This window comes from Methylolobus aquaticus, assembly GCF_054172105.1.
Window position 1 is genome coordinate 236,976 of record NZ_JBSYXP010000008.1, and the last position, 23,699, is coordinate 260,674.

Sequence of the window (23,699 nt, forward strand, 5' to 3'; positions counted from 1 at the left end):
CGGTCTGCTAGCCGATAGCGGTGCCGCGGGACAGCAGCGCGGACACCTCGGCCTGAGTCGGTATCGCCGGCCGGGCACCGAGGCGCTCACAGCACAGCGCGCCGGCGGCACTGGCCAGGCGCAGCAACTCTGTCCACGGGAGCCCCGCTGCCAGGCCGGCGGCGAATGCCCCGTGGAAGGCATCGCCCGCACCGGTCGTGTCAACCGCGTGTATCACAAACGCGTTCAGCGTACCTTGCTCCCCGCCGATGCGCCAGATCAAGCCGCGTTCCCCCAGCGTGATGACCACCGCCGGTGCGACCTGCGCGAGCCGGCCGAGCGCCTCTGCGGGGTCGTCCTTCTGCAACCACTGCGCCGCGAATTTTTCGGAGCAGACCAGGTGGTCGACGTGTCCCATTAACGCCTGCGTTCCCCGATGTAGCGACCCGGCATCGAGCACGGTGATGGCCGCGCCGGCGCGCCGGATATCGGTGGCCAGTGGGGTCGAGATGTCGGGCTCGTGGCCGTCGAACAGCACGACCCTGGGTGCCAGAGGCGAGAAGTCGATCGCATCAGCCCGGAGAGCCTCCGTTCCGCCCTTGTAGTTGACTAGGGCACGGCGCCCGTCCGGCTTCACGAGAACCACCGAGAGCGGTGTCGGGCTGCTGCCGCGCACCACCAGCCGCGTGTCCACACGAGCGTGCTGCAGTTCCTCGAGATGCGTGGAGCCGTAAAGATCTTGTCCGAGATAGCCGGCGAAGGCCGCGCGTGAACCCAGGCGGGCCGCCGTGACAGCAGCGTTCGCGGCCGGCCCACCGCCGCAGCCAAGCAGGCTATCCGCAAAGAGCTTTTCGTCCGCATCCGGATGGTGCGGCACGGTGAGTACCAGATCGAACGAGGCGTGCCCGACGCAGAGGACGTCGATGGCTGTGGGGGCAGGGAAGACGTCGTTCACGGCAGGGTCAGCTCAGGGATCGGCCGATGCAGCACGCCGGACAGACCGAGAAAGCCGGCGAAGATGCGTCGGTATCGGTCCTGCTCGATCTGCGCATAGAGGATCGCATCGGTGAGATTGAGGTCACGAGGGCGGTCAGCAGAATGTCGATGGCCATGACCCGCTTTCTATTCCTTCAGGCTTGCCGAGGCCGCGCGGGGGACAACGCCATCGCGGGCAGTGGCAGGTATTGCGACGCCGGGTGCGGTGCCCGCGGCCTGTCGCACGGACACCGCCCGGGCTTCATTCGAAGCCCAGTGTCCGCATCACACGTTCGGCGAGCGCGGGTTCGTATTCGAGACCCTCGGCCTCGGTCGGGACGCCGTTGGCGTAGTTGAAGGCGTAGACTCGGCTGATGTCGTCGGCCAGATCGTCCATCTCCAGCTTCCGGTAGGCCGCTTCCATGATCTGGAGCGCTTCAGGCACTGCCGGCGTGCGCTGGTAGTTGCGCAGGATTTCCGCGCCGCGGCGCGATGCGGCAAGATAGGCGCCGCGGCGCATGTAGTATTCGGCCACATGCAACTCATACATCGCGAGATTGTTGCGCAATGCGGTGATGCGCTTCCGCGAGTCTTCCGCATACCGGCTGTTGGGAAACTTGTTGACCAGTTCCTCGAAGTCGCGGAAGGCGAGTCGCGCGGCACCTGGGTCGCGCTGGGACGGATCGGTCGGAACGAAGCGATCGACGAAGGTCAGGCCACGGTTGTAGTTGATCAGGCCTTTCAGGTAGTACGCATAGTCGACATTCGGATGCGCCGGGTTCAGCTTGATGAAGCGGTCGACAGCGGCGAGCGCGGAGTCGGGCTCATTGTTTTTGTAGTAGGCGTAGGCGATGTTGATCTGTGCTTGTGTGGTATACGGACCGAATGGGTAACGCGCTTCCAGTTTCTCGTATAATTGGATGGCCTTGGTCCACCTCTCTTCGTCGAGGGCGATTTTTGCCTCCTCGGCGAACTGCTCTTCCGTGTAGGCCGAGAATTCGTCTTGCGCCGCCTCATCATCGTCACCCGAGAACATATTCATCAGGGACGAGAAGTCCTTGGTGACCGAGCACGCGGACAGTGAAGCGAACAGCAGCAAAACACCCAGGCGCCTCAGATAGTCGGCGATCCTGGATCGTGAACGCGAGGAAACCATGCGGGAAAAGTCGTTCTGGACCGGGATTCGGGATTATACCGACAATCATGACTGATGCTTCAGCGCCGCCAGGGGCAGACCAGGTCGTAGCGATCCCGGATCGTCTGGCCGGCATGCGTTTCGATCAGGCATTGACCGAGCTGTTTCCCGCGTACTCCCGCAGCCGGCTCCAGAGCTGGATCCGCAACGGGTGTGCTCTGCTGAACGGCGCCCAGGTGGCGCCGCGGCAGCGCATCGTCGGTGGCGAAGTCGTGGCCCTCAGGACAGACCTCGAGGAGACCGTGGGCGATGTCGCCGAAGATCTCCCTCTGCGTATCGTCCATCAGGATGCCGATCTGATCATTATCGACAAGCCGGCCGGACTCGTCGTCCATCCGGCCGCCGGCCATAATCGCGGCACGCTGTTGAACGCACTGCTGCACGCGATGCCCGAATTGGCGAAGCTTCCGCGCTGCGGTATCGTGCATCGACTCGACAAGGACACCAGCGGACTGCTGATGATTGCGCGCTCGCTGACGGCGCACAAGTCGCTGGTGGAGCAGCTCCAGGCCAGGACAGCGCGGCGGCAATACCTGGCCCTGGTGCAGGGAGAGGTCATCGCGGGCGGGACCGTGGATCAGCCCATCGGCCGTCATCCGGTCGACCGCAAGCGTTTTGCCGTACACCATGCGGGTAAACCCTCCGTCACGCATTTTCGGGTTGAAGAACGTTTGTCCCAACACACCTTGTTGCGGGTCAGTCTGGAGACCGGCCGCACCCACCAGATCCGCGTCCACATGAGCCATCTGCATCATCCACTCGTCGGCGATCCGGTCTACGGCCGGCTGCGCTTGCCGGCCGGCGCAAGCGAGGCGGTTTCGATTGCGCTTCGCGGCTTCCGGCGTCAGGCCCTGCATGCCGAACGCCTTGGATTGCAGCACCCCACCAGCGGCGAGTCGCTTGAATGGTGCGCTCCGATGCCAGCGGATTTTCGTAGCCTACTGGCGGCATTGAGGGAGGGGGCATGAGCTTCTGGCTGACACCGGAATGGCCGGTGCCGCCGGGCGTGAGGGCCGCCAGCCTGCTGCGGACCAGCGGGTTCAGCCAGGGCCCCTACGCGGGACTCAATCTGGGTGATCACGTCGGTGACGCCGTCGACGTCGTGCAGCGCAATCGGCAGCGGGTGCGTGAGGCACTGTCCTTGCCCTCGGAGCCGGTCTGGCTCCGGCAGGTGCACGGTTCCCGCGTGGTCGATGCGGAAGGCGGCACAGGGTCGGAGGCGGACGGGTCATTTACCTCGGCCGTTGGGCCGGTCTGTGCGGTCATGACGGCCGATTGCCTCCCGGTACTGCTTTGTTCCTTGGACGGACGCTGTGTCGCGGCGGTTCATGGCGGATGGCGAAGTCTGGCGGCCGGCATCCTGGAAACGACCGTCACTGCAATGGGGACGCGCCGCCTGATCGCGTGGCTCGGACCGGCCATCGGGCCGGAGGCCTTCGAGGTCGGCGACGAGGTGCGCGACACTTTTCTTGCCGGCGATGCGGAGCTGGCTGGCGCTTTCCGTGCCGTTGGTGACGGCAAGTGGTTGGCCGACATCTACGCGATCGCCCGCCGGCAGCTGCACACCGTCGGCGTTGACGATTGCTACGGCGGCGGGCACTGCACCTACAGCGATCCGGACCGCTTCTTTTCGTTCCGGCGGGATGGCATCACGGGGCGTATGGCAACGCTGATATGGCGCGTGTAGGGCAGCGCACTCCCGCATGCGGGGCGGTGGCGGGATGCTGATCTGGATCGTGGCCTTTACGCTGCTGGGCGGGGTGCTGAGCGTTGCGGCGGCATCGATGCTGCTCCTGATCCCCCATCACCGTCATCCCGACATCGTCCCGCATGGCGTCAGTTTCGCGCTCGGTGCCTTGCTGACCGTGGCCCTGCTGGACCTATTGCCCGATGCAGTCGAGAGGGTGGGACCGGAGCGCGTGGGCGGGCTGTTCGCGACGGTGCTGGCCGGGTTGATGGGCTTTTTCCTGCTGGAGAAACTCCTGATCTGGCGTCATTGTCACGCCAGCGAGTGCCACGTGCATTCGGAAGCGCACTTCCATCAGCCGGCCGGTACCTTGATCGTGCTCGGGGACGGCATCCACAATCTGGTGGATGGCGTCCTGATCGGCGCGGCCTTCCTCGTCGACATCCAACTCGGCGTCGTGACCAGTCTGGCCGTGGCGGCCCACGAGATACCACAGGAGGTCGGTGACTTTGCAATCCTGCTGCAAAGCGGCTATCCGCCCGCCAGGGCCTTCATGTACAACCTGCTGTCCAGCCTCGGCGCAGTGGTGGGCGGGGTGCTGGCGTATCTTGGCCTCGAATCGATGCACGACAGCCTGCCGTACTTCCTGGCCATCGCCGCGTCGAGTTTCATCTACGTCGCAGTGGCGGACCTGATACCCTCGCTGCACCGCAAGACGCGCGGTATTGAGACCGTGCAGCAGATCGTGTTCATCGCAGCCGGCGTGGCCCTCATTCTGACGGCGCAGTCGCTGGTGCACGATCTCGAACGGGATGGCGGCTCGGCGCACCCGGGTCCCGCTGCCGCGATCGCGCTGCCGCATTAGGTGCAGCCGGCGTTGGTCCCAGCGACTTTGCGGCGCCAGTCAACGGGAGTTCACGGAGAAGTCATGGCAAGCTCAACGAGGAAGCGTATCCTGATCGTCGGCGGAGTGGCCGGAGGCGCGTCATGCGCGACCCGTGCGCGGCGGCTTTGCGAGCGGTGCGAGATCGTCATCTACGACAAGGGGCCTTACGTTTCCTTCGCGAACTGCGGCCTACCGTATTATGTGGGCAACGTGATCAAGGCCGAGGAAAAGCTGCTGATCGCGACGCCCGAGCTGTTCCGGGACCGCTTCAACATCGATGTGCATCTCGAGCATGAGGTGACGCATGTCGATCCGCTGCGCCGCGTGATCGAGGTGCGGGATCTGCGCACCGGTGCCCGGCGCGAAGAGGCTTACGATGCACTGGTTCTGTCGACCGGAGCTCAGGCGATTCGGCCGCCACTGCCCGGTATCGACCTGCCCGGGGTTCATGTGCTCAGAACCATCCCCGACAGCCGGAAGATCCGTGCCGCGGTCGAGAGCGCACAGCGCGCGGTCGTGGTGGGCGGCGGGATGATCGGCCTCGAGATGGCAGAGAATCTCGTTCATCGCGGGCTTCAGGTGACGCTCGTCGAGCTGGCACCGCAGATCTTGCCGGTGCTCGACGCCGAGATGGCGGTGTACGTGGCGGAGCGCCTTGAGCAGCAAGGGGTGCGGCTGCTGTTGGGACAAAGCGTCAGCGCCTTTGAGGAAGCGCCGGGCGGTGGGCTGCGGGTCGAAACATCGGCGGGCCAGGCCATTGCGACCGATCTGGCCATCCTGGGCATCGGTGTCCGGCCGGCGTCGACGCTGGCCGCCGAGGCGGGGCTGCGGCTCGGCGAGCGGGGCGAGATCGTCGTCGACGAGTTCATGCAGACCAGCGATGCGCACATCTGGGCGGTGGGGGACGTCGTCGGCAGTCCGGACATCGTCACCGGGGTCAACCAGCCGGTACCGCTGGCGGGGCCGGCGAACCGGCAGGGACGCATCGCGGCATCTTCGGTACTGCGAGGGCTCGGCGATCCTGACTGCCTGAAGCGCTCGCCGATGCGTTTTCGCGGCATTCAAGGCACAGCCGTTTGCGGTGCGTTCGGTCTCACGGTGGCTGCGACCGGCGCGACCGAGAAAGCCTTGCTGGCTGCCGGGCAGACCGATTACCAGAAGGTCTACCTGCACCCCGGCAATCACGCCTCGTATTTTCCGGACGCCAAGCCCATTCACCTGAAACTGTTGTTCGCGCCGACCGACGGCCGGTTGTTGGGTGCTCAGGCCGTCGGCGAAGCCGATGTCGCCCGGCGCATCGATGTGATCGCCATGGCTCTGCAGATGGGCGGTACCGTGTTCGATCTCGAAGAGGCCGAGTTGTGCTACGCGCCTCAGTACGGCGGAGCCAAGGACCCCGTCAACATCGCCGGCATGATCGCCGCCAACCACGTTCGGGGCGATCTGCCGCTTGCGCGCTGGGAGGATCTGCCGGGCACCTCAGCCCTGGTGGTCGACGTTCGCAGCCGCGATGAATTTGCGCAGGAACACGTGCCGGGGGCCGTAAACCTGCCGCTGGAGGAGTTGCGTGAGCGCCTTGCGGAACTGCCGCACGATCGGGAGTGCTGGCTGGTCTGCGGGGTCGGGCAGCGTGCCTACTTCGGGTTGCGGGCGCTGATGCAGTCCGGCCTGCAGGTGAAGATCCTGTCCGGAGGCATGAAGACTTATCGGACGTTCGATGTCGGTTGATCACCGCCGGCGGCGTTCGGCAAGGGCGGGAGGCCGGATGTTATCCTTGCCCGGCGCCCGTCTGCGTCAGAAATAATCACGAATACCTAGATTCAAGCATTCTCGGGAGGAAACGGTATGTGTTGGAGTGGAGAAGCGTCGGCGGTCCTCGCCACGATCGGCTTCGGAACCGCGACCTATGTCGCGTACAAGGGCGAGTCCAAGGAACTGTGGATCCCGCTGACGTACTTCGCCTGCATGGAATTGCTGCAGGCCGCAACATACGTCTACATCGATCAGTGCGATGCGCCTCCGAACCAGATACTGACCTTGTTCGGCTATATCCACATCGCTTTCCAACCCTTCTTCGTGAACATGGTGGCGATGTATTTCATTCCGCAGGAGGTCAAACAGCGCATCAGCACCGTCGTCTACTCGATCTGCGCGGTCGGCGCCCTCGCCATGCTTGTCAAGATGTATCCGATGGCCTGGGCGGGTAACTGCATCGTTGGCTGGGAGGGCTTCTGCGGCACTCAGGCCTGCTCGGTGTCGGGAGATTGGCACATCGCGTGGCAGTTGCCGCTGAACGGCCTCCTATCTGACTCGCCCGAAAATGCGATCGGTTTCCGCTATGGGTTGCACGGCGTGACGTACATCGTGACGGCGTTCTGGATGCCGATCCTCTACGGTTCCTGGCGCTTCGTGGGATTCCATTATCTCGTGGGGCCGCTGATCTCGGACATCCTGACCCGCGATCCGAACGAATACGCGGCGGTTTGGTGCCTGTTCTCGATCGCGCTGTGCGTGTCGGTGATCAAATCTCCGATACGGCGGTATCTGCATGTGGAAACGTGGCCCTACTACCGCAAGGCCTATGCAGTCTAGCCGCTGCCCGCCCGGGCCATACGTTTGGTCCGGGCGGGCGCGCCTGCGGAAACAAAACCTCGGACGGATTGTCGGAGCATCGACAGCGTTCTCAGAATTTGGACTTGTCGGAAGGCTGCCGTGCCATCGCTGCGGCAGCACCTACCCGGCATAACGCGCGATGACCCCGGGTGCGAAGCGATTTCCCCTTTCCTGCAATCCTCTGGAACTGTGATTTTCCGCCGCGCTTACGGCGGGGGTTACCCGAATGCCATTTGTATCGGCGGGCTGAATGTAGGGCACGACGCCGCTAGCCACTGCTCGTTCTAGCTACCTCACTTTTTCATCATGTCGAAGACCAAAGATATCGTCATCGTCGGGGCGGGTCCCGGAGGCTTGTGCGCGGGAATGATCCTGTCGCAGCGTGGCTTCAATGTCACCGTGGTCGAAAAGGAATCCGCCGTCGGTGGGCGCAACCGCCCGATCCATGTCGACGGCTACACCTTCGATACCGGGCCGACCTTTCTGATGATGAAGTTCGTGCTGGATGCTATGTTCCGGGAAGCCGGCCGACGGATCGAAGACTATCTGGAGACGGTTCAGCTGGACCCGATGTACCGCCTGCAATACGACGACCGCGAGTTGCTGGTGTCGTCGGATCGCGAAGCGATGCGGCGCGAACTGCGGCGGGTTTTCCCGGAGGGCGATGCCGGTCTCGATGCCTTCCTGGCGCAGGAGGAGCAACGCTTCAAACGGCTCTACCCTTGTATCCAGCGCGACTACACCAGTTTCAGGCGCTTCCTGTCGTGGGACCTGCTGCGCGCGGTGCCCTACCTGGCCCTGCCGAACAGTGTTTTCAAGAACCTGGGACGGTATTTCGGCGATGAGAAACTGCGCCTCGCGTTTTCGTTCCAGTCGAAATACCTCGGCATGTCGCCGTGGGAATGCCCCGCGTTGTTCACGATGCTGCCCTTCGTGGAACACCGTTACGGCATCCATCATGTCATGGGTGGGCTCAACCGGATCTCCGAGGCCATGGCCACTGTGGTCCGGGAGAATGGCGGCGCCATCCTGACGAATACCGCGGTGCGCTCGCTGGACCTCGACGGACGCCGGGTCAAGGGCGTCGTGTTGGAGGACGGCGAGCGGATTGCTGCCGACTCGGTCGTCGTCAATGCGGATTTCGGCTACGCGATGTCACGTCTGGTACCGCCGGGCGTGTTGAAGAAATACCGCCCGGACAAACTCGAAAAGCGCGAATTTTCGTGCTCCACCTTCATGCTTTACCTTGGCGTCAAGAAGCATTACCCGCTGCAGCACCACAACGTCCTGTTCGCCGGGGATTATCAGACGAACATCAGGGACATATTTCGCGACAAGAAGCTGTCCGACGACATGTCCATCTACGTCCAGAATGCTTCGGTCACCGACCCGACGCTGGCGCCTTCGGGCAAGTCGACGCTGTATATCCTGGCGCCGGTTCCGAACAATAGCAGTGGGATCGACTGGCAGGCGGAGAAGTCCGCTTTCCGCGATCGCCTGCTCGACACGGTCATTCAGCGGACCGGCTTTGCGGATCTCCGCGACCAGATCGAGGTGGAACGGATGATCAGCCCCGGTGATTGGGAAGGTGCCCAGAACATCTATCAGGGCGCGACCTTCAACCTGTCCCACAAGTTTTCCCAACTGCTCTACCTGCGGCCGCGCAACAAGTTCGAGGAACTGGATAACTGCTATCTCGTGGGCGGTGGCACGCACCCCGGGAGTGGCCTGCCGACGATCTACGTGTCCGCGCAGCTTTCCTCGAACCTGATCTGCCGCCAGTTCGGCATTCCATATCCGCAGCCGGCTCCGTTGCTGGACGAGGCGGGCGCTTGACCCCGGCATGAGCACGCCGCTGGACGCCGGACTCCGTCGTGGCTGTTAACGATCCCGCGCGGCGCGCTCAGGAGTGCCTCGTCGCGGCGCGCGCGGCCTTTCCGGATTGGTCATCCCGGTCCGTTGCTGCTCGCGCGGCAGCCCTGGCCACCTTGCGCCGCGTCATCCAGCAGCGGAGTGACGAGATCGTCCAGATCGTCTGCCGCGATACCGGCAAGGTGCCGACGGAGGCCCTGCTCGGGGAAATCTACCCGACGCTCGAAATGCTGCGGTACTACGAGAAGGAAGCCGCTCGGCTGCTTCGAACTCAGTCCGTGCCGACCTCGGCGCTCGCCTATCCCTTTGCCAGCGCGTACGTAGAGCGGCGGCCGTTCGGTGCGGTCGCCGTGATTTCGCCGTGGAACTTTCCCTTTCAGTTGTCGCTGATTCCCGCGGCGACGGCGCTGCTGGCAGGCAATACCGTGTGTCTGAAGCCCTCCGAACTATGCGGGTCGGTTGCGGCGCTGATTGCCGACCTGTTGCGGCAGGTGCCGGAGATTGGTGGGGCCTTGACGGTACTCGAGGGCGATGGCGCAGCCGGGCAGGCCCTGGTTGCCGCCGGCCCTGATCTGATCTTCTTCACGGGTGGCGGGGAGGCGGGGCGCGCGGTCATGGCGCTGGCGGCCCGCAATGGCAAGCCGGTAATCCTGGAGTTGGGGGGCAAGGATGCGATGATCGTCTGTGCCGATGCGCCCTGGGAACGTGCCGTGCGCGCGGCGGTCTACGGCGCCTTCGCGAACAGCGGCCAGATGTGCATCGCGGTCGAGCGTCTCTATGTCGAGAGGCCGATCTATCCGCGTTTTGTGCAGGACGTGGTTGCCGCGACGCGGGCATTGCGCGTCGGGACTGACGGCGACAGCGACCTCGGTCGGATGACCTCGCCCCGGCAGATCGAGATCGTCGAAGCGCACTATCGCGATGCCTTGGCGAGAGGCGCACAGGCCTCCGGACCCTGGCAGCGGGAGGGTGATTTCGTCCATCCGGTGGTGCTGTGGGATGTCGACCATTCGATGCAGGTGATGCGCGAGGAGACCTTCGGGCCGCTGTTGGCGGTCATGCCGTTCGACGACGAAGATGAGGCTGTTCGTCTCGCGAACGACACGCCGTTCGGCCTCAACGGCAGCGTCTGGACGACCGATCTCGCCAAGGGACGGCGCCTCGCCTCCCGCCTCGCGGTCGGGGGCTGCGCCGTCAACGACGTCATCAAGAACGCGGGGCACCCGGGCTTGCCCTTCGGCGGCGTTCGGCACAGCGGCTTCGGACGTTCGCACGGTGCCGAGGGTTTGCTCAGCTTTACGCAGCCGGTCTCCGTGCTCGTCAACACCGGGCGCATGCCGCGCGAGCCGAACTGGTTTCCGTACTCGGCGGAGCGCTACCGCGATCTCCGCGGCTTCATGGACTTCGTGTTCGGTGAGGGTAGCCTGCCGCGGCGTTTCGTGCGCAACTGGTCGGCGCTCAAGAGCTTTCGCGAGTTCTTCACATTCAATCTCCGGCAGAAGTTGAACAAGGGCGGTTAGCCGCCTCGCCGGTGTCTGCGCAACAGGAGTCTCATGTCAGCAAGCGATGGCAAACAGGTGGTGGTGATCGGGGGCGGGCTCGGCGGGTTGTCGGCGGCGATATCGCTGGCGACCGAGGGCTTTGCCGTCACGATCGTCGAAAAGAACGACAAGCTGGGCGGCAAGCTGAACGTGCTGCGCAAGGAGGGGTTCACATTCGATCTGGGGCCGTCGATCCTGACCATGCCCCACATCTTCGAGGCCTTGTTCACGCGGGCCGGACGGAAGATGTCCGATTACGTGAGCCTGTCCCCGGTGATGCCGCATTGGCGCAATTTCTTCGAGGACGGGACGGTATTCGACCTGACGCCTGACCGCGCCGCGATGGACGCCGAGCTGGCCCGCGTCGCGCCGGAGGATGCGGCCGGTTTCTACCGTTTCCTGGAGTATTCGCGCAAGCTCTGTGCGATCACCGAAGAGGGCTATTTCGCGAAGGGCCTCGATTCATTCTGGGAACTCCTGAAGTGGTATGGCCCGGTGCGGAGTCTGCTGGGTTTCGATGTGTTCCGTTCGATGGACCAGGGCGTCCGACGGTTCGTCACCAACGAGAAGCTCGTCGACACGCTGAACTATTTCATCAAGTATGTCGGCTCATCGCCTTACCGCTCTCCGGCCCTGATGAACCTGTTGCCGCATATCCAGTTCGGTTACGGCCTCTGGTACGTGAACGGGGGCATGTACAACCTGGCGGTCGGCCTGGAGCGGCTGGCGCGGGAACTGGGTGTCAAGGTCCAGCTGAACACCGAAATCGTCGAGGTGCAGCGGGATGGCAGTCGAGTAAGTGCGGTGCTGACCGCGGCCGGGGAGCGACTCCCGGCCGACATCGTCGTTTCGAATATGGAGGTCATTCCGGCGTTGCGGCGCTTGCTCAAGGCCGACGAGGCGGCGCTGCGTCCTCTGCGAAAGTTCGCGCCGACCTGCTCGGGTCTGGTCCTGCATCTGGGGGTCGATCGGCAGTACCCGCAACTGGCTCACCACAACTTCCTCTACTCGCGGAACTCGAAGGCACATTTCGACGCCGTGTTCCGCACCCGGCAGTTGTCCGAAGATCCGACGATTTATCTGGTGGCACCGTGTAAGTCCGATCCCGGGCAGGCGCCGGCCGGTTGCGAAGTCATCAAGGCGCTGCCGCACATCCCGCATATCGATGAGCGCCAACCCCTCACGCAACAGAATTATCTGGCATTTCGCGAGCGCGTTCTGACGAAACTGGAGCGCATGGGCTTGACCGATCTCCGCCGGCATATCGTCTGCGAGGAGAGCTGGACTCCGCTCGACATTCAGGCCAAGTACTATTCCAATCAGGGCGCGATCTACGGCGTGGTCAGCGACCGCTTCACGAATCTGGGTTTCAAGGCGCCGCAGCGCAGCGGGACATATCGGAATCTTTATTTCGTCGGCGGCAGCGTGAACCCGGGCGGCGGTATGCCGATGGTCACGCTGTCCGGACAGCTCGTTCGGGATAAGATTCTCGCGGATATCGCGGCGACCTAAGCTTACGCTGAGTGACTGGCTCCGTGGGTGTGGTCAGCCGATACAGCCCGCTATCGCAGGAAGCGCCGCATCAGTCAGGGCAGGCAACTGCGTAGCGCGCGCGACACATTAACGGTACAAGGAGCGCCTCCATGTGGAACAGCATCATGATCAAGGTCGCGATCTTCGGTCGCCATCTGGGGCAGTCGACTATTGCGTGCCTCACGGCCATGACTCAGGGCGACTTTTCGACCGTCACGCTGAAGCACTGGACTGTGGCCCTGATGACCGGGGCGCTGGCCGGTGCCTTGGCCGTTCTCGTCAGCTTCACGCCGCTGTTCCGACGCTATAACCCCATTGTGTCGTTTGCGCTCATTTCCTTTCTGGGCACGCTGATGGCCGATCGGCTGGCCCATCCCTCTGGGTTTGGCGGGCCGTGGACCGAGGCGCTGGCGACCGCTCTCGGTGCCGCTGCGATCAGCGTGGTAATTTCACTGGCACCGGTCGCCGCAGCGGTCGAGCGCATGGAGAATCCGGATTTTCACAAACCGCCGCGATGACGGCGTGCTGACCGCGTCGCGTTTGCTTCGGGGCTCGGCGATAATGCAGCCAGGCTGTGCATGGCCGGCCTGCGTTGTTCGCGGCGCCCCACGGTGTGACCGGTCGCAGCCATCTCCCCCCACCACGCGATGCCCGCCTGTCGTGCCGCGCCGGCGCGTCGAACCCTTTCCGCTCCTTCGACGGAGTGCGGCTTGGATACCCCGGAGCAGAGGCACGCGACCGACCGCGCCCGGCCAGAGCCAGGGTGGCTGAACGATCATTCTTGAGTACCAAAATAATGCGAATCGGAACCTGGGACGTGGAGCCCCTGTCGGTCATGCTGATCTTTGTACCGATCAGTATCGTATTGGAATTCCTGCACGCCGATCCGGTCTGGATTTTTTCGATGTCGGGACTTGCGATCATCCCTTTGGCCGGTTTGATGGGCAAGGCCACCGAACATCTGGCAGAGCATGTCGGTGCGGGGCTGGGCGGACTGCTGAATGCGACGTTCGGGAACGCGGCGGAGTTGATCATCGGCTTCATGGCATTGAAGGCCGGCTTGATCGATGTGGTCAAGGCCTCCATCACCGGGTCAATTATCGGCAACGCGTTGCTGGTGTTGGGCGGGGCGGTCGTGGTCGGTGGGCTCAAGCACCAGACCCAGTATTTCAACCGGACGGCTGCCAGCGTCGGCGTGACGCTGCTGTCGCTCAGCACGATCGGGTTGGTGGTGCCGGCCATCTTTCATATGGTGGTTGCTGGTCATCCCGCGGCTCACGAGCGCGAACTGAGCCTGGAGATTGCGGCGGTCCTGTTCATCAGCTACATCCTGAGCCTGATCTTCTCTCTGGGCACGCATCGGCACCTGTATGTCGGCGAAGCCACTCAGGCTGGCGACGAAGCCCTCGGTATGGAAACGTGGAGCCAGAAAAAATCGCTGATCGTCCTGTTGCTCGCAACGATGGTCGTGGCCGTCATGAGCGAATTCCTGGTGGGCGCCGTGGAGCACACCGCGCGCGCGCTGGGAATGACCGATGTGTTCATCGGCGTGGTGCTCGTCGCGATCGTCGGCAACGCGGCCGAGCACAGCACCGCGGTGCTGATGGCCGCTAAAAACCAGATGGACCTGGCCATCAATATCGCGATCGGGTCGAGCATCCAGATCGCACTGTTCGTTGCGCCGGTGCTGGTTTTCACCGGCTACTTGATCGGCCAGCCGATGGACCTGGTCTTCACGACTTTCGAGACGGTCGCCGTGGTGTTGTCATCGTGGGTCGTGCTGGTCATCGCCATGGACGGTGAGTCGAACTGGATGGAAGGCGTCCAGTTGCTCGCTGTGTATGTGATTCTGGCGATTGCGTTCTACTTCCTCCCCTAGACCTGCGGGAACCGTTCGGAGCGTCCGGGCGCCGCGCATCGTCCGCGGGTTTTCTCCGTTCGTCTCGAAACGAAGGGCCGCGCCATGATACGCTCCGCCGGTCCGGAGCGGAGTCGCGGCCTGCGGCAAACTCACCCGGCGACAACGACGTTCGGTTTGGCCTGTTTCTGGATCTGCCATCCGCCCGTCGAATACAAAACCAAGAGACGAGCGCCGCGTAGCGCTCGATCCGCAAAAAAGGGGAGGGGAAAGGTTATGGCACTGATCGCATGTCCCGAATGTGGGGCCGAGATATCCGACAAGGCGGTCGAATGCCCCAAATGTGGCGGGGCCTCTGGAGCGCAGTCCGAGGGCGGGCGTCGGCTGATCGCCGGGATCGGCGGCAAGTTCCAGGCCGTCGGCATCCTGCTGCTGGCGGCGGGCGTGATCGCTACGGTGGTTGGGAACTGGTGGGGGCCGGCCGTATTGCTACCCGGAATCGTGCTGTTGATGATGGGGCGGATGACCTGAGCGGTGGCCCGATGCGAGTGACGGAACTCGCATCGGGCCTTTCCCGGCCGGACTAGATTCCGGGCGGGACATCGGCCGCAGGCCAGTGCTCAGGAGTTCCAGACCGCCCACGGGCAATCGCCGCGGGCGTCGCGACGATCGAAGGTGATCTTGTCCTTCAAGGTATCCATCGATGCCCAGAACCCCTGATGACGGGGTGCCCACAACTGCTTCTTGGCAATCAGGCGGTGGAAGGGTTCTTCCACGAGTTCCTCGCCTTCCTGGATGTAGTCGAATACCTGCGGACGCAGACAGAAAAAGCCGCCGTTCACCCAATGGTCCGATTCGCTGACCGGCTCCAGTTCGGTCACGAAGCCTTGCGGGTCAGTCCGGATGGCGTGATAACTTTGTGATGGCCGCACCGACAGAAATCCGGCGATGACTCCGCGTGCCTGAAAATCAGCGATGTGCCGATCAAGCGGAAGATCCGAGAGTCCGTCGGAGTAGTTCGCAAGGAACATCTCTTCGCCCTCGAGGTATCTCCGGACCCGCAACAGGCGCTGCCCGATATTCGCATGCATCCCGGTATCGACAAAGGTGATGCGCCAGTCGTCGATGTCGCTGGACTGCAGTTCGATCTTCTTACCTCCTTCCGACATCACGAAGTCATTCGACATGCACTCGTTGTAGGTCAGAAAGAACTTCCGGATCAGGTCGCCACGGTAGCCAAGGCAGAGGATGAAATCATTGTGGCCATAGTGAGCGTAATACCGCATCAGGTGCCAGATGATCGGCCGGTAGCCGATGTTGACCAGGGGTTTGGGGATAGTATCCGAATGCTCCCGAAGCCGTGTTCCGAGCCCGCCGCAAAAAAGTACTACTTTCACCGTTGTTTCCTCTGAATCCCACTTCCCGCCGTGGCAGTGGCTGAGCCACGCCTTCCCTCGCCATAACAAGGCGGCAGCCCCTTGCAGACAGCCACCGCGCCTGGATGACGCAGCACCTCTGCCTGCACCTGCACCCTCTGCAGGTAACCAACAGGCGCGCCGCATTTCGTCATCGATCCTCCGCACCGTCAAGACCGGATCGAGGCCCTTGCCCCTGGCTTAGTGGCTCCCGGTCGTCTTTCTCCTGGTTTATCGTTCATCCCCTGCGACTCGGCACCCTGCCCCGTAAGTGCGCGGCGGAGACGAATAAACCATCGGTCGCACCGCAGCGTCGGGGGTCAGCGATGAGTCTGCGGTAACTGCGCGCGCAACTCGCGAACCTCCGCCTCGAGCGCATGCACTCGGTCCAACAGGGTCACCATCAGGGCGACGCTGTGCGTATCCAGATCGAAATCCTGGCGTAGACGGCAGGCCGTGCGCAGTGTTACGAGGCAGTCGGCCCGGAACGACCAGGGTTCGACCTGCGGGTCGGCAGGATCGAGAATGCCGGCCTCGACCCACTCGCGCAGTTCGGATTCGGTCAATCCCGAGAGTTCGACGACCTCGGTCAGGGAGCACATGCGATAGTGGTGCAGCCACAGGGAATCTGCTGGTCCTTCCGACATGGCCTACCTCCGTTCGAAATGGCGGCGCGGATCGAACTGTGATTTCTCGGCCAGCGCTTCGAACAGCTTCCGCTCGTCGTCGCTGACCGTCGTCGGTACCGCGATTTGCACGATCGCGAACAGGTCGCCCGCACCTTCATGAGGTTTGGGGAGACCCCTGTGGGCCACGCGCAGTCGTTGTCCACCGGTGGTGCCGGACGGTATCTTGAGCCGCACATCCCCTTTAAGGGTGGGTACCTGGACGGTCGTGCCAAGCACGGCTTCCCAGGGAGTCAGCGGAAGATCCAGGTATAGATCGTGGCCGCTGACACGGAAGAGCGGATGCGGTTCCAGCGAGATGTTCAGGTAGAGGTTGCCAGCGCGACCGCCGTTCAGTCCTTTGCCGCCCTTGCCCGAGAGGCGCAGCCGCTGCCCTTCGGTTGCGCCCTTTGGAATGCGGGCTTTGACCGTATGTGGCACCCGGTGTGCGAAGCCGTGGGTATCGTACTCGGGAAGTTCCAGCCGCAGGTCCAGCTCGCTGCCATCGCAGGCCTGTTGCAGCGTGATCTTGACATTGACCTCGTAGTCTTCGCCGGGGATGGGGTGGCGGCCACCGCTGGCAGCTCCGCGAGGGCGCGCTCCGCCGAAGGCCGCGAATAGATCCGAGAGGTCGATGCCGTCGAACGAAAAATCGCGCTCGCTGAACTGCTGTTCCCATCCCGGGGGCGGGCGGAAATCCTGGCCGGGTTGATGACTGCCTAATTGGTCGTAGGCGGCTCGCTTTTCCGGGTCCTTGAGAACTTCGTAGGCCTCGGCGACTTCCTTGAATTTCTCCTCGGCGTTGGCTTCCTTCGAGACGTCCGGATGGTACTTGCGAGCCAGCTTGCGGTAGGTTTTCTTGATGTCCTCCGCCGTCGCCGTCCGCTCGAGGCCCATGACCTTGTAATAGTCCTTGTACTTCATGGGATCAGCTGCCAGCGGGGTGTTTCCATATGTCGTCCATGATAACGCCGGCAGCGCCGGATCACACTCCCGATATAGACAAAACAGTCGCTGGTCTACACCGGCTTGATCAGGCTCGGATCATAGTCTGCCGGCGCTTCGAAACCGAGCAGGTTCAGTATCGTTGCGGCAACGTTCGACAGACCGGGTGCCGCCAGATCGTCGCGCAGGGCATAGCCCGGGTGGCTGGCCGCCGAGATCAGCACGAAGGGCACCGGGTTCAGCGTGTGCGAAGTCTTGGCCTTCGTGCGGCCGTTGGCATCGCGCTTGACGTTCCCTTTCTTGTCGAGTTCGTACATCTCGTCGGCATTCCCGTGGTCGGCGGTGATGATCACGGTGCCATTCACGGCAAGGACGGCCGGAATCAAGCGCGCCAGTTGGAGATCGAGGCCCTGCATTGCGGTCACGGCGGCCTCGAAGTTGCCGGTGTGCCCGACCATGTCGCCGTTCGCGTAGTTGACGCGAAGGTAGCGGTAATGTTTGCTCTGGACGGCCTCGATCAGCGCGTCGGTGATCTCGGCACATTTCATCCAGGGCCGCTGCTCGAACGGCACGACATCGCTCGGGATCTCGACGTAGGTCTCGGTCGCCTCATCGAACTTGCCGGACCGGTTGCCATTCCAGAAGTAGGTGACGTGGCCGTACTTCTGGGTTTCGCTGATGGCATACTGGCTGATGCCGTTGCGAGCCAGATATTCGCCCAGCGTGCGGTCGATCGCCGGCGGCTCGACCAGGAAGCGCGCCGGCATCTTGGTGTCGCCGTCATACTGCATCATGCCGGCATAGGTCACTCGTGGTACGGTGTCGCGATCGAAGGCCGCAAGATGCTCTTCGGTGAACGCCCGCGAGATTTCGATCGCCCGGTCGCCACGGAAATTGAAAAGCACCACCGCGTCACCGTCGACTATAGGGCCCAGCGGCTTGCCGTCGGCCGCAATCACGAAGCCGGGCAGATCCTGGTCGATTACCGCGGCTTCGTTGCGGTACGTCTCGATGGCCTCACGGGCGCTGGCAAAGGCGCGCCCCTCGCCACGTACATGAATCGCCCAGCCGCGCGCGACCATGGACCAGTCCGCTTCGTAGCGGTCCATCGTGATCTGCATGCGACCACCGCCGGACGCGATTGCCACGTCGAAACCGTCGTCACGCAGGCCGGCCAGAAACAGCTCGAACGGATCGACATAGTCCAGCGCGGAGGTCTCGCCGACGTCGCGGCCGTCCAGCAGGATGTGGATGCGGACCCGTTTGACGCCTTCTTCCTTGGCCCGGACCAGCATCGCCTTCAGATGGTCGATGTGCGAATGGACATTGCCGTCCGAGAACAGTCCCAGGAAGTGGAGCGTACCACCGCTCTGCGCGGCGCCGATGACGTCCGCCCAGGCCTGTCCGTGCCACAGGCTGCCGCTGGCGATCGACTCGGCCACCAGCTTGGCGCCCTGCGCGAACACGCGGCCGGCACCGAAGGCGTTGTGGCCGACCTCGCTGTTGCCCATGTCCTCGTCGCTGGGCATGCCGACAGCGGTGCCGTGGGCGCGCAGCGCGGTCGTCGGATACGTCGCCATCAGCCGGTCCAGCGTCGGCGTGCGCGCGGACTTGACGGCATCCCCGTCCTCACGCGGCGAAATGCCCACGCCGTCTAGGATCACGGTGACTAGCGGGCCGGGGCAGGGGCTGAAACGGGATGATTTCTCTAGCTTCATGGATGACCGTGGGTTGGGATTGCGGTGACGGGCATGTTGGCCACCGGGCGGGCGGGGCCAAAAAAAAGGACCGGCGATTCCTCGCAAGTCCTTTTTTTCTTATTTGGTGCCGAGGGTCGGAATCGAACCGACACTGAGTTTCCCCAACCAGATTTTGAGTCTGGCGCGTCTACCAGTTTCGCCACCCCGGCGTGTCAGCGCGGTAGTATAGAAAATTAAGTCCCGGCGCGCCAGATGCGCCTTGTCTATCGCCCATAACCATTCAAACCCGCCATGCGGAGAAGAGATCTCCATTACGAACTCCCCAAACACCTGATTGCCCAGGAGCCTTTGTCCGAGCGTAGTGCCAGCCGCCTGTTGGTGCTGGACGGCGCGACCGGAAGCGTGCAGGACCGGATGTTCCGCGATGTCCCGAGTTTGCTGTGCCCCGAAGACCTGCTGGTCTTCAATGACACCCGGGTGATCCGCGCGCGCCTGTTCGGCCGCAAACCGACCGGGGGACAGGTTGAAGTGCTGGTGGAGCGGATCCTGTCGGATCAGCGCGCGCTGGCGATGCTACGCGCCAGCAAGATTCCGCGGAGCGAGTTCACGATCCTGCTCGACGGAGGCCACTCGGCCAAGGTCGTCGCGCGCGAGGATCAACGGTTCCTGCTCGAGTTTGCGGCGGGCCAGACGGTGTCCGAGGTGCTCGATGCGATCGGCCATATTCCCTTGCCACCGTACATCGAACGCGCCGATCAACCGGCCGATGCGACGCGCTACCAGACGGTCTATGGCCACCGGCCCGGCGCCGTTGCCGCGCCGACTGCCGGCCTGCATTTTGACGATGCGGTGTTGCGGACCCTGACCGAACTCGGCGTGCAGCAAGGTTTCGTGACGCTGCACGTCGGCAGCGGCACGTTCCAGCCCTTGCGGGTCGACGATCTGAATGACCATCCGATGCACAGCGAGGAATGTGAGGTGAATGAGCGCCTCGTCGAACAGGTGCGGGCGACCCGGGAGCGGGGCGGGCGTGTCGTCGCGGTCGGCACCACCGTCGTGCGCTCGCTGGAGACCGCGGCCCGCGACGGCGACCTGCGGGCCTATCGCGGGGCGACCGATCTGCTCATTCAGCCCGGCTTTCCGTTTCGCTGCGTCGATGCGCTGATCACGAACTTCCATCTGCCCGAATCGACGCTGCTGGCTCTGGTCTGTGCGCTGGCCGGATATCATGAGACCATGTCGGCCTATCGGCATGCGGTCGATGCCCGCTACCGGTTCTTCAGTTATGGTGACGCGATGTTCGTAACGCCGAAGATCCGACGATAAACCGCATCGCCACCCGCGCCGGCTTCCGTGTAACGGCCTCCTGGTTCGCGCCAAGCCCGGGAAGGGCGCCCCGGCGACCGCCATGCCCCGCCTGTCCGCCGCCGAGAACAATCCTAGCCATCATGGACCGAAAATCACCCGAAGCGCTCCGCCAGTTCAGCCCGGGTCGCATCGTGATTCCGATTCTGCTGGGGCTCGGCATCGTCGGCTACGTGCTCTACGGGGAGTTCGCCAAGAGCGGCAAACAACTCGAGGAGGCCTGGTCGGCGGTCGACTGGAACTTGCGCACCTACTTCTGGCTCGCGTTCTCGGTGGCGATGGTGCCGCTGCGCGAGTTCGGTTACATCTGGCAATTGCGGCTGTTGACGGATCGCCATCTCAGCTGGGCCAGCTGCTTCCAGGTCGTCGTGCTGTGGAATTTCTTCGCGGCGGTATCGCCGTCGATCATCGGCGGTACGGCGGTCGCGATTTTCATGCTGCTGAAGGAAGGGCTCAGCGTAGGGCGGACCACGACGATCGTGTTCACGACGATCTTCCTCGATCAGGTGTTCTACACCGCGATCCCGTTGTACGTCAGTTTTTTCGTGCCGCAGGACGACATCTTCGCACCGCTGTATCGGGTCAAGTCCGACCTGTTGGGCACCGGCATGGTCGCGGGCTTCTGGAGCGCCTGGGGCTCGCTGCTGGCCTATGTGCTATTTCTGATCGCGGCGCTGTTCGTGGCGCCCCGCCTGATTCACTGGTGGCTTGCCAAGCTGTTCGGGCTGCGCTGGCTAGCGCCATGGCGCGACCGCGGCCTGCACATGGCGAACGACCTGCTCGTCGCCTCGGGCGACCTCCGGCGGCGGCCCCTGCGCTTCTGGCTCGCGGTGTGGGCCGCGACCTCGCTGGCCTGGCTGGCGCGCTACTGGATCCTGAACGGCCTGATCGGAGCCTTCGCCACGGCGCCGCTCGGCTTCTTCGACTTCTTGCTGGCATCTGCGCGCCAGGCCGTGCTCTGGGTGCTCATGGTGCTCTCGCCGACGCCCGGCAGCGCCGGCATCGCGGAACTCGGCTTTTCGTGGATGTTCGGCGATCTGCTGCCGGTGGGCACCGCGTTGTCGGTGGCCATCCTGTGGCGCCTGATCGGCTACTACCCCTATCTGATCGTCGGCGTGCCGGTCATGACGCGCTGGATCACCCGCGTCTACGGGCGCGACGTGCGTTGAAGGAACGATGAATGATTTCACCCTGCATCCGCGTCTGGCGGGCGACTGCCTGACGCTGGGCACCCTCCCGCTGTGTCGGGTGCTGCTGATGAACGACCGGACCTATCCGTGGCTGATCCTGGTGCCGCAACGTAACGGGATAGCGGAAATCTGCGAGCTGTCGGAAGCTGACCAGCAGGTGTTGATCGCCGAGTCGTCCAGTGTGGCGCAAGCGATGCTAACCCTGTTCAAGCCCGACAAGCTCAACATCGCGGCGATCGGTAATCTCGTGCCCCAGCTACATGTGCACCACGTGGCGCGGTACCGCAGCGATCCGGCCTGGCCGGGCACGGTCTGGGGCCGCGACCGGGGCGAACCCTATCCCGCGGAACAGGTCGGTGAGTTGCTGCGGGCCTTCCTGCGCCACCTGCCGGATCTGCAGGCGTCTGCATGACGGTGGATGTGCCGCTGGCCGGGTCGAGCCCGGTGTCGTGCCGCATAGGCTGCGGCGCCTGCTGCGTCGTCATCTCGATCTCCAGCGCCATCCCCGGCATGCCCCATGGGAAACCGGCCGGCGTGCGTTGCGTGCAGTTGACGGAGGATAATCGCTGCCTCCTGTTCGGCCAGCCCGAGCGGCCGGCCATCTGCGTCAGCTTTCGCGCCAGCCTGGAACAGTGCGGGGATCGCGATGAAACGGCCTATCGGAACCTGGCCTGGCTGGAATCGGCTACCGCCTGAGCTGCGGAGCAGGCGTCGTCAGGCGTTCGGGCGTCACGGCCTCTCCATCGATCACGTGCTCGCCTTGAGCGCAGGGCTGGCCGGCCTTACTTCCCCAGCGCCGGCGCCGTCACGCCAGCGTATACCGTTGTCGCGTTGAATTCCTTGCTCTCCTGGCGATAGGGCAGGCCGTCGCTGCCGATCCAGATCCTGCTGGTGCCGGAGTCTCGCGGCGCGCTGGCGAGGGTGGACGTAAAGCTGTAAATCACGGTCGACATGGGACCGATCATTTCGGTGCCCGTCTGCCTGCAGTCACGCATTTCCTGGCCGGCTTTCTCGATGCTGGCCGGATCGGTCAGTATCTTGGCCATGGCAGACGGCATCATGCGCCAGGTCGCGCCGTTCTTCAGGTAGAGCATGTCGCCCAGCTTGATGATTTCGTAGGTGTAGCCATCGCTCAGAACCTTGCGGTCATGCACCATCGGTGCGCGCCACTGGGCCGTGCCGGCGTCGACGATCGGTTGGCAGGCAGTGTCGGTTGCCAGTGAAGGTCCATTGCCCAGCAGTAAGGCGAAGGCGCAGGAGCTTGCGGAGATGGATTTCATAAGCTGTTAATGCCATGAGCGCAGGGTGAGCGTTTGTGAGCCGCCAGCGCGGGCCTCGGAGTGAGATCAGTCTTGCAAGTCTGCCGACGGTGGGTACACCCCTGATGGAAGCCCCTGCCGGCCAGTCCAGTCTCGGGCGAACTGCCAGGCCGAACGCCCGCTGCGCGATCCGCGCTGCAGGGCCCAACGCAAGGCTTCCGCCCGAACCTCATCCCATGCGCCGCTCGGTCCGCCGAGCCTGTCCAGCCAGTGACGCACGACCTCCAGGTACTCGTCCTGGGTGAACGGGTAGAACGACAGCCAGATCCCGAAGCGCTCCGACAGCGAGATTTTTTCCTCTACAGCTTCTCCATGATGGATCTCGCCGTCGACGCTGCGCGCGGCGAGGTTCTCGTGGTGGTACTCGGGCAGCAGGTGACGACGGTTCGAGGTCGCATACACCAGAACGTTGCCGCCGAGAACGCTCACCGAGCCGTCGAGCACGGCTTTCAGGGTCTTGTAACCCGACTCATCCGCCTCGAATGACAGATCGTCGCAATACAGGATATAGCGCTCGGGTCGGCCCTCCAGCTGCTCCATGATATCGGGCAAATGGGTCAGCATCGCCTTGTCGACCTCGATCAAGCGCAGCCCCTGCGGGCTGTATTCGTGCAGCAGGGCCTTGACCAGCGAGGATTTGCCCGTCCCGCGCGAGCCCCACAGCAGCGCATTGTTGGCCGGCAGCCCGGCGAGGAACTGGCGCGTGTTCCGGGCCAGTTCCTGTTTCTGGGCATCCACGCAGCGGATGTCGGCTAGCGCGATCCTGTGTGGATGCCGGATGCCCTTCAGCGCGATCCCGCCGTCGGTAGCGAGGCAGCGGAACGCGATGTAGCCGTCCCAGGCAAAGCGACGCGCTTCCGGCGGCGGGAGCCGGTCCTCGATACGCGCCAGCAATCGCTCTGCCGCCGCCAGTACCCGCAGCAGTCGCTCGGCTTCGTCGCTGCGGCCTCGCCTTCTCATC

The 23,699-nt window shown here is 63.7% G+C and carries 23 protein-coding genes and 1 tRNA gene; 15 read left to right on the top strand and 9 right to left on the bottom strand.

The features are described 5' to 3' along the window. Positions 1–7: 7 nt before the first annotated feature. Both ACW73L_RS12975 and ACW73L_RS12980 read right to left on the bottom strand, forming a co-directional pair. Positions 8–934 (bottom strand): carbohydrate kinase family protein, encoded by a 927-nt coding sequence (locus ACW73L_RS12975; protein ID WP_498922554.1) that lies wholly within the window; start codon positions 932–934, stop codon positions 8–10. A gap of 282 nt (positions 935–1,216) precedes the next feature. Next, positions 1,217–2,110 (bottom strand): outer membrane protein assembly factor BamD, encoded by an 894-nt coding sequence (locus ACW73L_RS12980; protein ID WP_498922556.1) that lies wholly within the window; start codon positions 2,108–2,110, stop codon positions 1,217–1,219. Positions 2,111–2,157: 47 nt separating this feature from the next. Here ACW73L_RS12980 and rluD point away from each other — a divergent pair, with 47 nt between their 5' ends. The 11 genes from rluD (at position 2,158) to ACW73L_RS13035 (ending at position 14,670) form a co-directional block, all read left to right on the top strand. Then, entirely contained in the window at positions 2,158–3,117 is a 960-nt protein-coding gene (gene rluD, locus ACW73L_RS12985; RefSeq protein ID WP_498922558.1) for a 23S rRNA pseudouridine(1911/1915/1917) synthase RluD, read from the top strand. Then, on the top strand, positions 3,114–3,836 hold the full coding sequence (gene pgeF, locus ACW73L_RS12990; protein WP_498922559.1) for a peptidoglycan editing factor PgeF: 723 nt from the start codon (positions 3,114–3,116) through the stop codon (positions 3,834–3,836). The genes rluD and pgeF overlap by 4 nt, the downstream gene beginning before the upstream one ends. A 34-nt stretch (positions 3,837–3,870) precedes the next feature. Then, positions 3,871–4,701, top strand: a complete 831-nt coding sequence (locus tag ACW73L_RS12995; RefSeq protein WP_498922561.1) for a ZIP family metal transporter — start codon at positions 3,871–3,873, stop codon at positions 4,699–4,701. Between the two features lie 63 nt (positions 4,702–4,764). After that, the gene (locus tag ACW73L_RS13000; protein WP_498922563.1) at positions 4,765–6,450 is read left to right on the top strand and encodes an FAD-dependent oxidoreductase; all 1,686 of its coding nucleotides are present in this window, start codon (positions 4,765–4,767) and stop codon (positions 6,448–6,450) included. Between the two features lie 117 nt (positions 6,451–6,567). Further along, positions 6,568–7,314 (top strand): DUF5765 domain-containing protein, encoded by a 747-nt coding sequence (locus ACW73L_RS13005; protein ID WP_498922565.1) that lies wholly within the window; start codon positions 6,568–6,570, stop codon positions 7,312–7,314. A 327-nt stretch (positions 7,315–7,641) separates the two neighbouring features. Then, positions 7,642–9,171 carry a phytoene desaturase family protein gene (locus ACW73L_RS13010; protein ID WP_498922567.1) on the top strand — a complete coding sequence of 510 codons (1,530 nt, stop codon included), beginning with the start codon at positions 7,642–7,644 and terminating at the stop codon, positions 9,169–9,171. A gap of 38 nt (positions 9,172–9,209) precedes the next feature. Beyond that, complete coding sequence (locus tag ACW73L_RS13015; protein ID WP_498922569.1) at positions 9,210–10,727, top strand: aldehyde dehydrogenase family protein; 1,518 nt, start codon at positions 9,210–9,212, stop codon at positions 10,725–10,727. Positions 10,728–10,760: 33 nt separating this feature from the next. Then, entirely contained in the window at positions 10,761–12,260 is a 1,500-nt protein-coding gene (locus tag ACW73L_RS13020) for a phytoene desaturase family protein (protein WP_498922571.1), read from the top strand. A 131-nt stretch (positions 12,261–12,391) separates the two neighbouring features. Beyond that, the gene (locus tag ACW73L_RS13025) at positions 12,392–12,799 is read left to right on the top strand and encodes a hypothetical protein (protein WP_498922572.1); all 408 of its coding nucleotides are present in this window, start codon (positions 12,392–12,394) and stop codon (positions 12,797–12,799) included. A gap of 263 nt (positions 12,800–13,062) precedes the next feature. After that, a complete protein-coding gene (cax, locus tag ACW73L_RS13030) occupies positions 13,063–14,160 on the top strand; it encodes a calcium/proton exchanger (RefSeq protein ID WP_498922574.1) in 1,098 nt (365 codons plus the stop codon). A 255-nt stretch (positions 14,161–14,415) separates the two neighbouring features. Continuing rightward, positions 14,416–14,670 carry a zinc-ribbon domain-containing protein gene (locus tag ACW73L_RS13035; RefSeq protein WP_498922576.1) on the top strand — a complete coding sequence of 85 codons (255 nt, stop codon included), beginning with the start codon at positions 14,416–14,418 and terminating at the stop codon, positions 14,668–14,670. Positions 14,671–14,759: 89 nt separating this feature from the next. On the opposite strand, the gene ACW73L_RS13040 is transcribed toward ACW73L_RS13035, so the two are convergent. The 5 genes from ACW73L_RS13040 to ACW73L_RS13060 form a co-directional block, all read right to left on the bottom strand. Then, on the bottom strand, positions 14,760–15,536 hold the full coding sequence (locus tag ACW73L_RS13040; RefSeq protein WP_498922577.1) for a sugar phosphate nucleotidyltransferase: 777 nt from the start codon (positions 15,534–15,536) through the stop codon (positions 14,760–14,762). 338 nt (positions 15,537–15,874) lie between these two features. Continuing rightward, a complete protein-coding gene (locus ACW73L_RS13045; RefSeq protein ID WP_498922579.1) occupies positions 15,875–16,201 on the bottom strand; it encodes a chaperone modulator CbpM in 327 nt (108 codons plus the stop codon). Between the two features lie 3 nt (positions 16,202–16,204). Then, the gene (locus ACW73L_RS13050) at positions 16,205–17,143 is read right to left on the bottom strand and encodes a DnaJ C-terminal domain-containing protein (protein WP_498922581.1); all 939 of its coding nucleotides are present in this window, start codon (positions 17,141–17,143) and stop codon (positions 16,205–16,207) included. Between the two features lie 95 nt (positions 17,144–17,238). Further along, positions 17,239–18,882, bottom strand: coding sequence for a 2,3-bisphosphoglycerate-independent phosphoglycerate mutase (gpmI, locus tag ACW73L_RS13055; RefSeq protein ID WP_498922582.1), 1,644 nt, complete (start codon positions 18,880–18,882; stop codon positions 17,239–17,241). 104 nt (positions 18,883–18,986) lie between these two features. Then, a tRNA-Leu gene (locus ACW73L_RS13060) sits at positions 18,987–19,073 on the bottom strand. An 82-nt stretch (positions 19,074–19,155) separates the two neighbouring features. On the opposite strand from ACW73L_RS13060, the gene queA reads away from it, so the two are divergent. The 4 genes from queA (at position 19,156) to ACW73L_RS13080 (ending at position 22,115) form a co-directional block, all read left to right on the top strand. Next, positions 19,156–20,190, top strand: coding sequence for a tRNA preQ1(34) S-adenosylmethionine ribosyltransferase-isomerase QueA (queA, locus tag ACW73L_RS13065; RefSeq protein ID WP_498922584.1), 1,035 nt, complete (start codon positions 19,156–19,158; stop codon positions 20,188–20,190). Between the two features lie 122 nt (positions 20,191–20,312). After that, positions 20,313–21,398 (top strand): lysylphosphatidylglycerol synthase transmembrane domain-containing protein, encoded by a 1,086-nt coding sequence (locus ACW73L_RS13070; protein ID WP_498922585.1) that lies wholly within the window; start codon positions 20,313–20,315, stop codon positions 21,396–21,398. 7 nt (positions 21,399–21,405) lie between these two features. Continuing rightward, on the top strand, positions 21,406–21,831 hold the full coding sequence (locus tag ACW73L_RS13075; protein WP_498922587.1) for an HIT domain-containing protein: 426 nt from the start codon (positions 21,406–21,408) through the stop codon (positions 21,829–21,831). Then, positions 21,828–22,115 carry a YkgJ family cysteine cluster protein gene (locus tag ACW73L_RS13080; protein ID WP_498922588.1) on the top strand — a complete coding sequence of 96 codons (288 nt, stop codon included), beginning with the start codon at positions 21,828–21,830 and terminating at the stop codon, positions 22,113–22,115. Before ACW73L_RS13075 ends, ACW73L_RS13080 begins: the two co-directional genes overlap by 4 nt. An 86-nt stretch (positions 22,116–22,201) precedes the next feature. Here the strand turns inward: ACW73L_RS13080 and ACW73L_RS13085 are convergent, their stop codons facing one another. Further along, positions 22,202–22,699 (bottom strand): hypothetical protein, encoded by a 498-nt coding sequence (locus ACW73L_RS13085; protein ID WP_498922590.1) that lies wholly within the window; start codon positions 22,697–22,699, stop codon positions 22,202–22,204. 66 nt (positions 22,700–22,765) lie between these two features. Beyond that, positions 22,766–23,698 (bottom strand): ATP-binding protein, encoded by a 933-nt coding sequence (locus tag ACW73L_RS13090; RefSeq protein WP_498922591.1) that lies wholly within the window; start codon positions 23,696–23,698, stop codon positions 22,766–22,768. Position 23,699 lies beyond the last annotated feature (1 nt).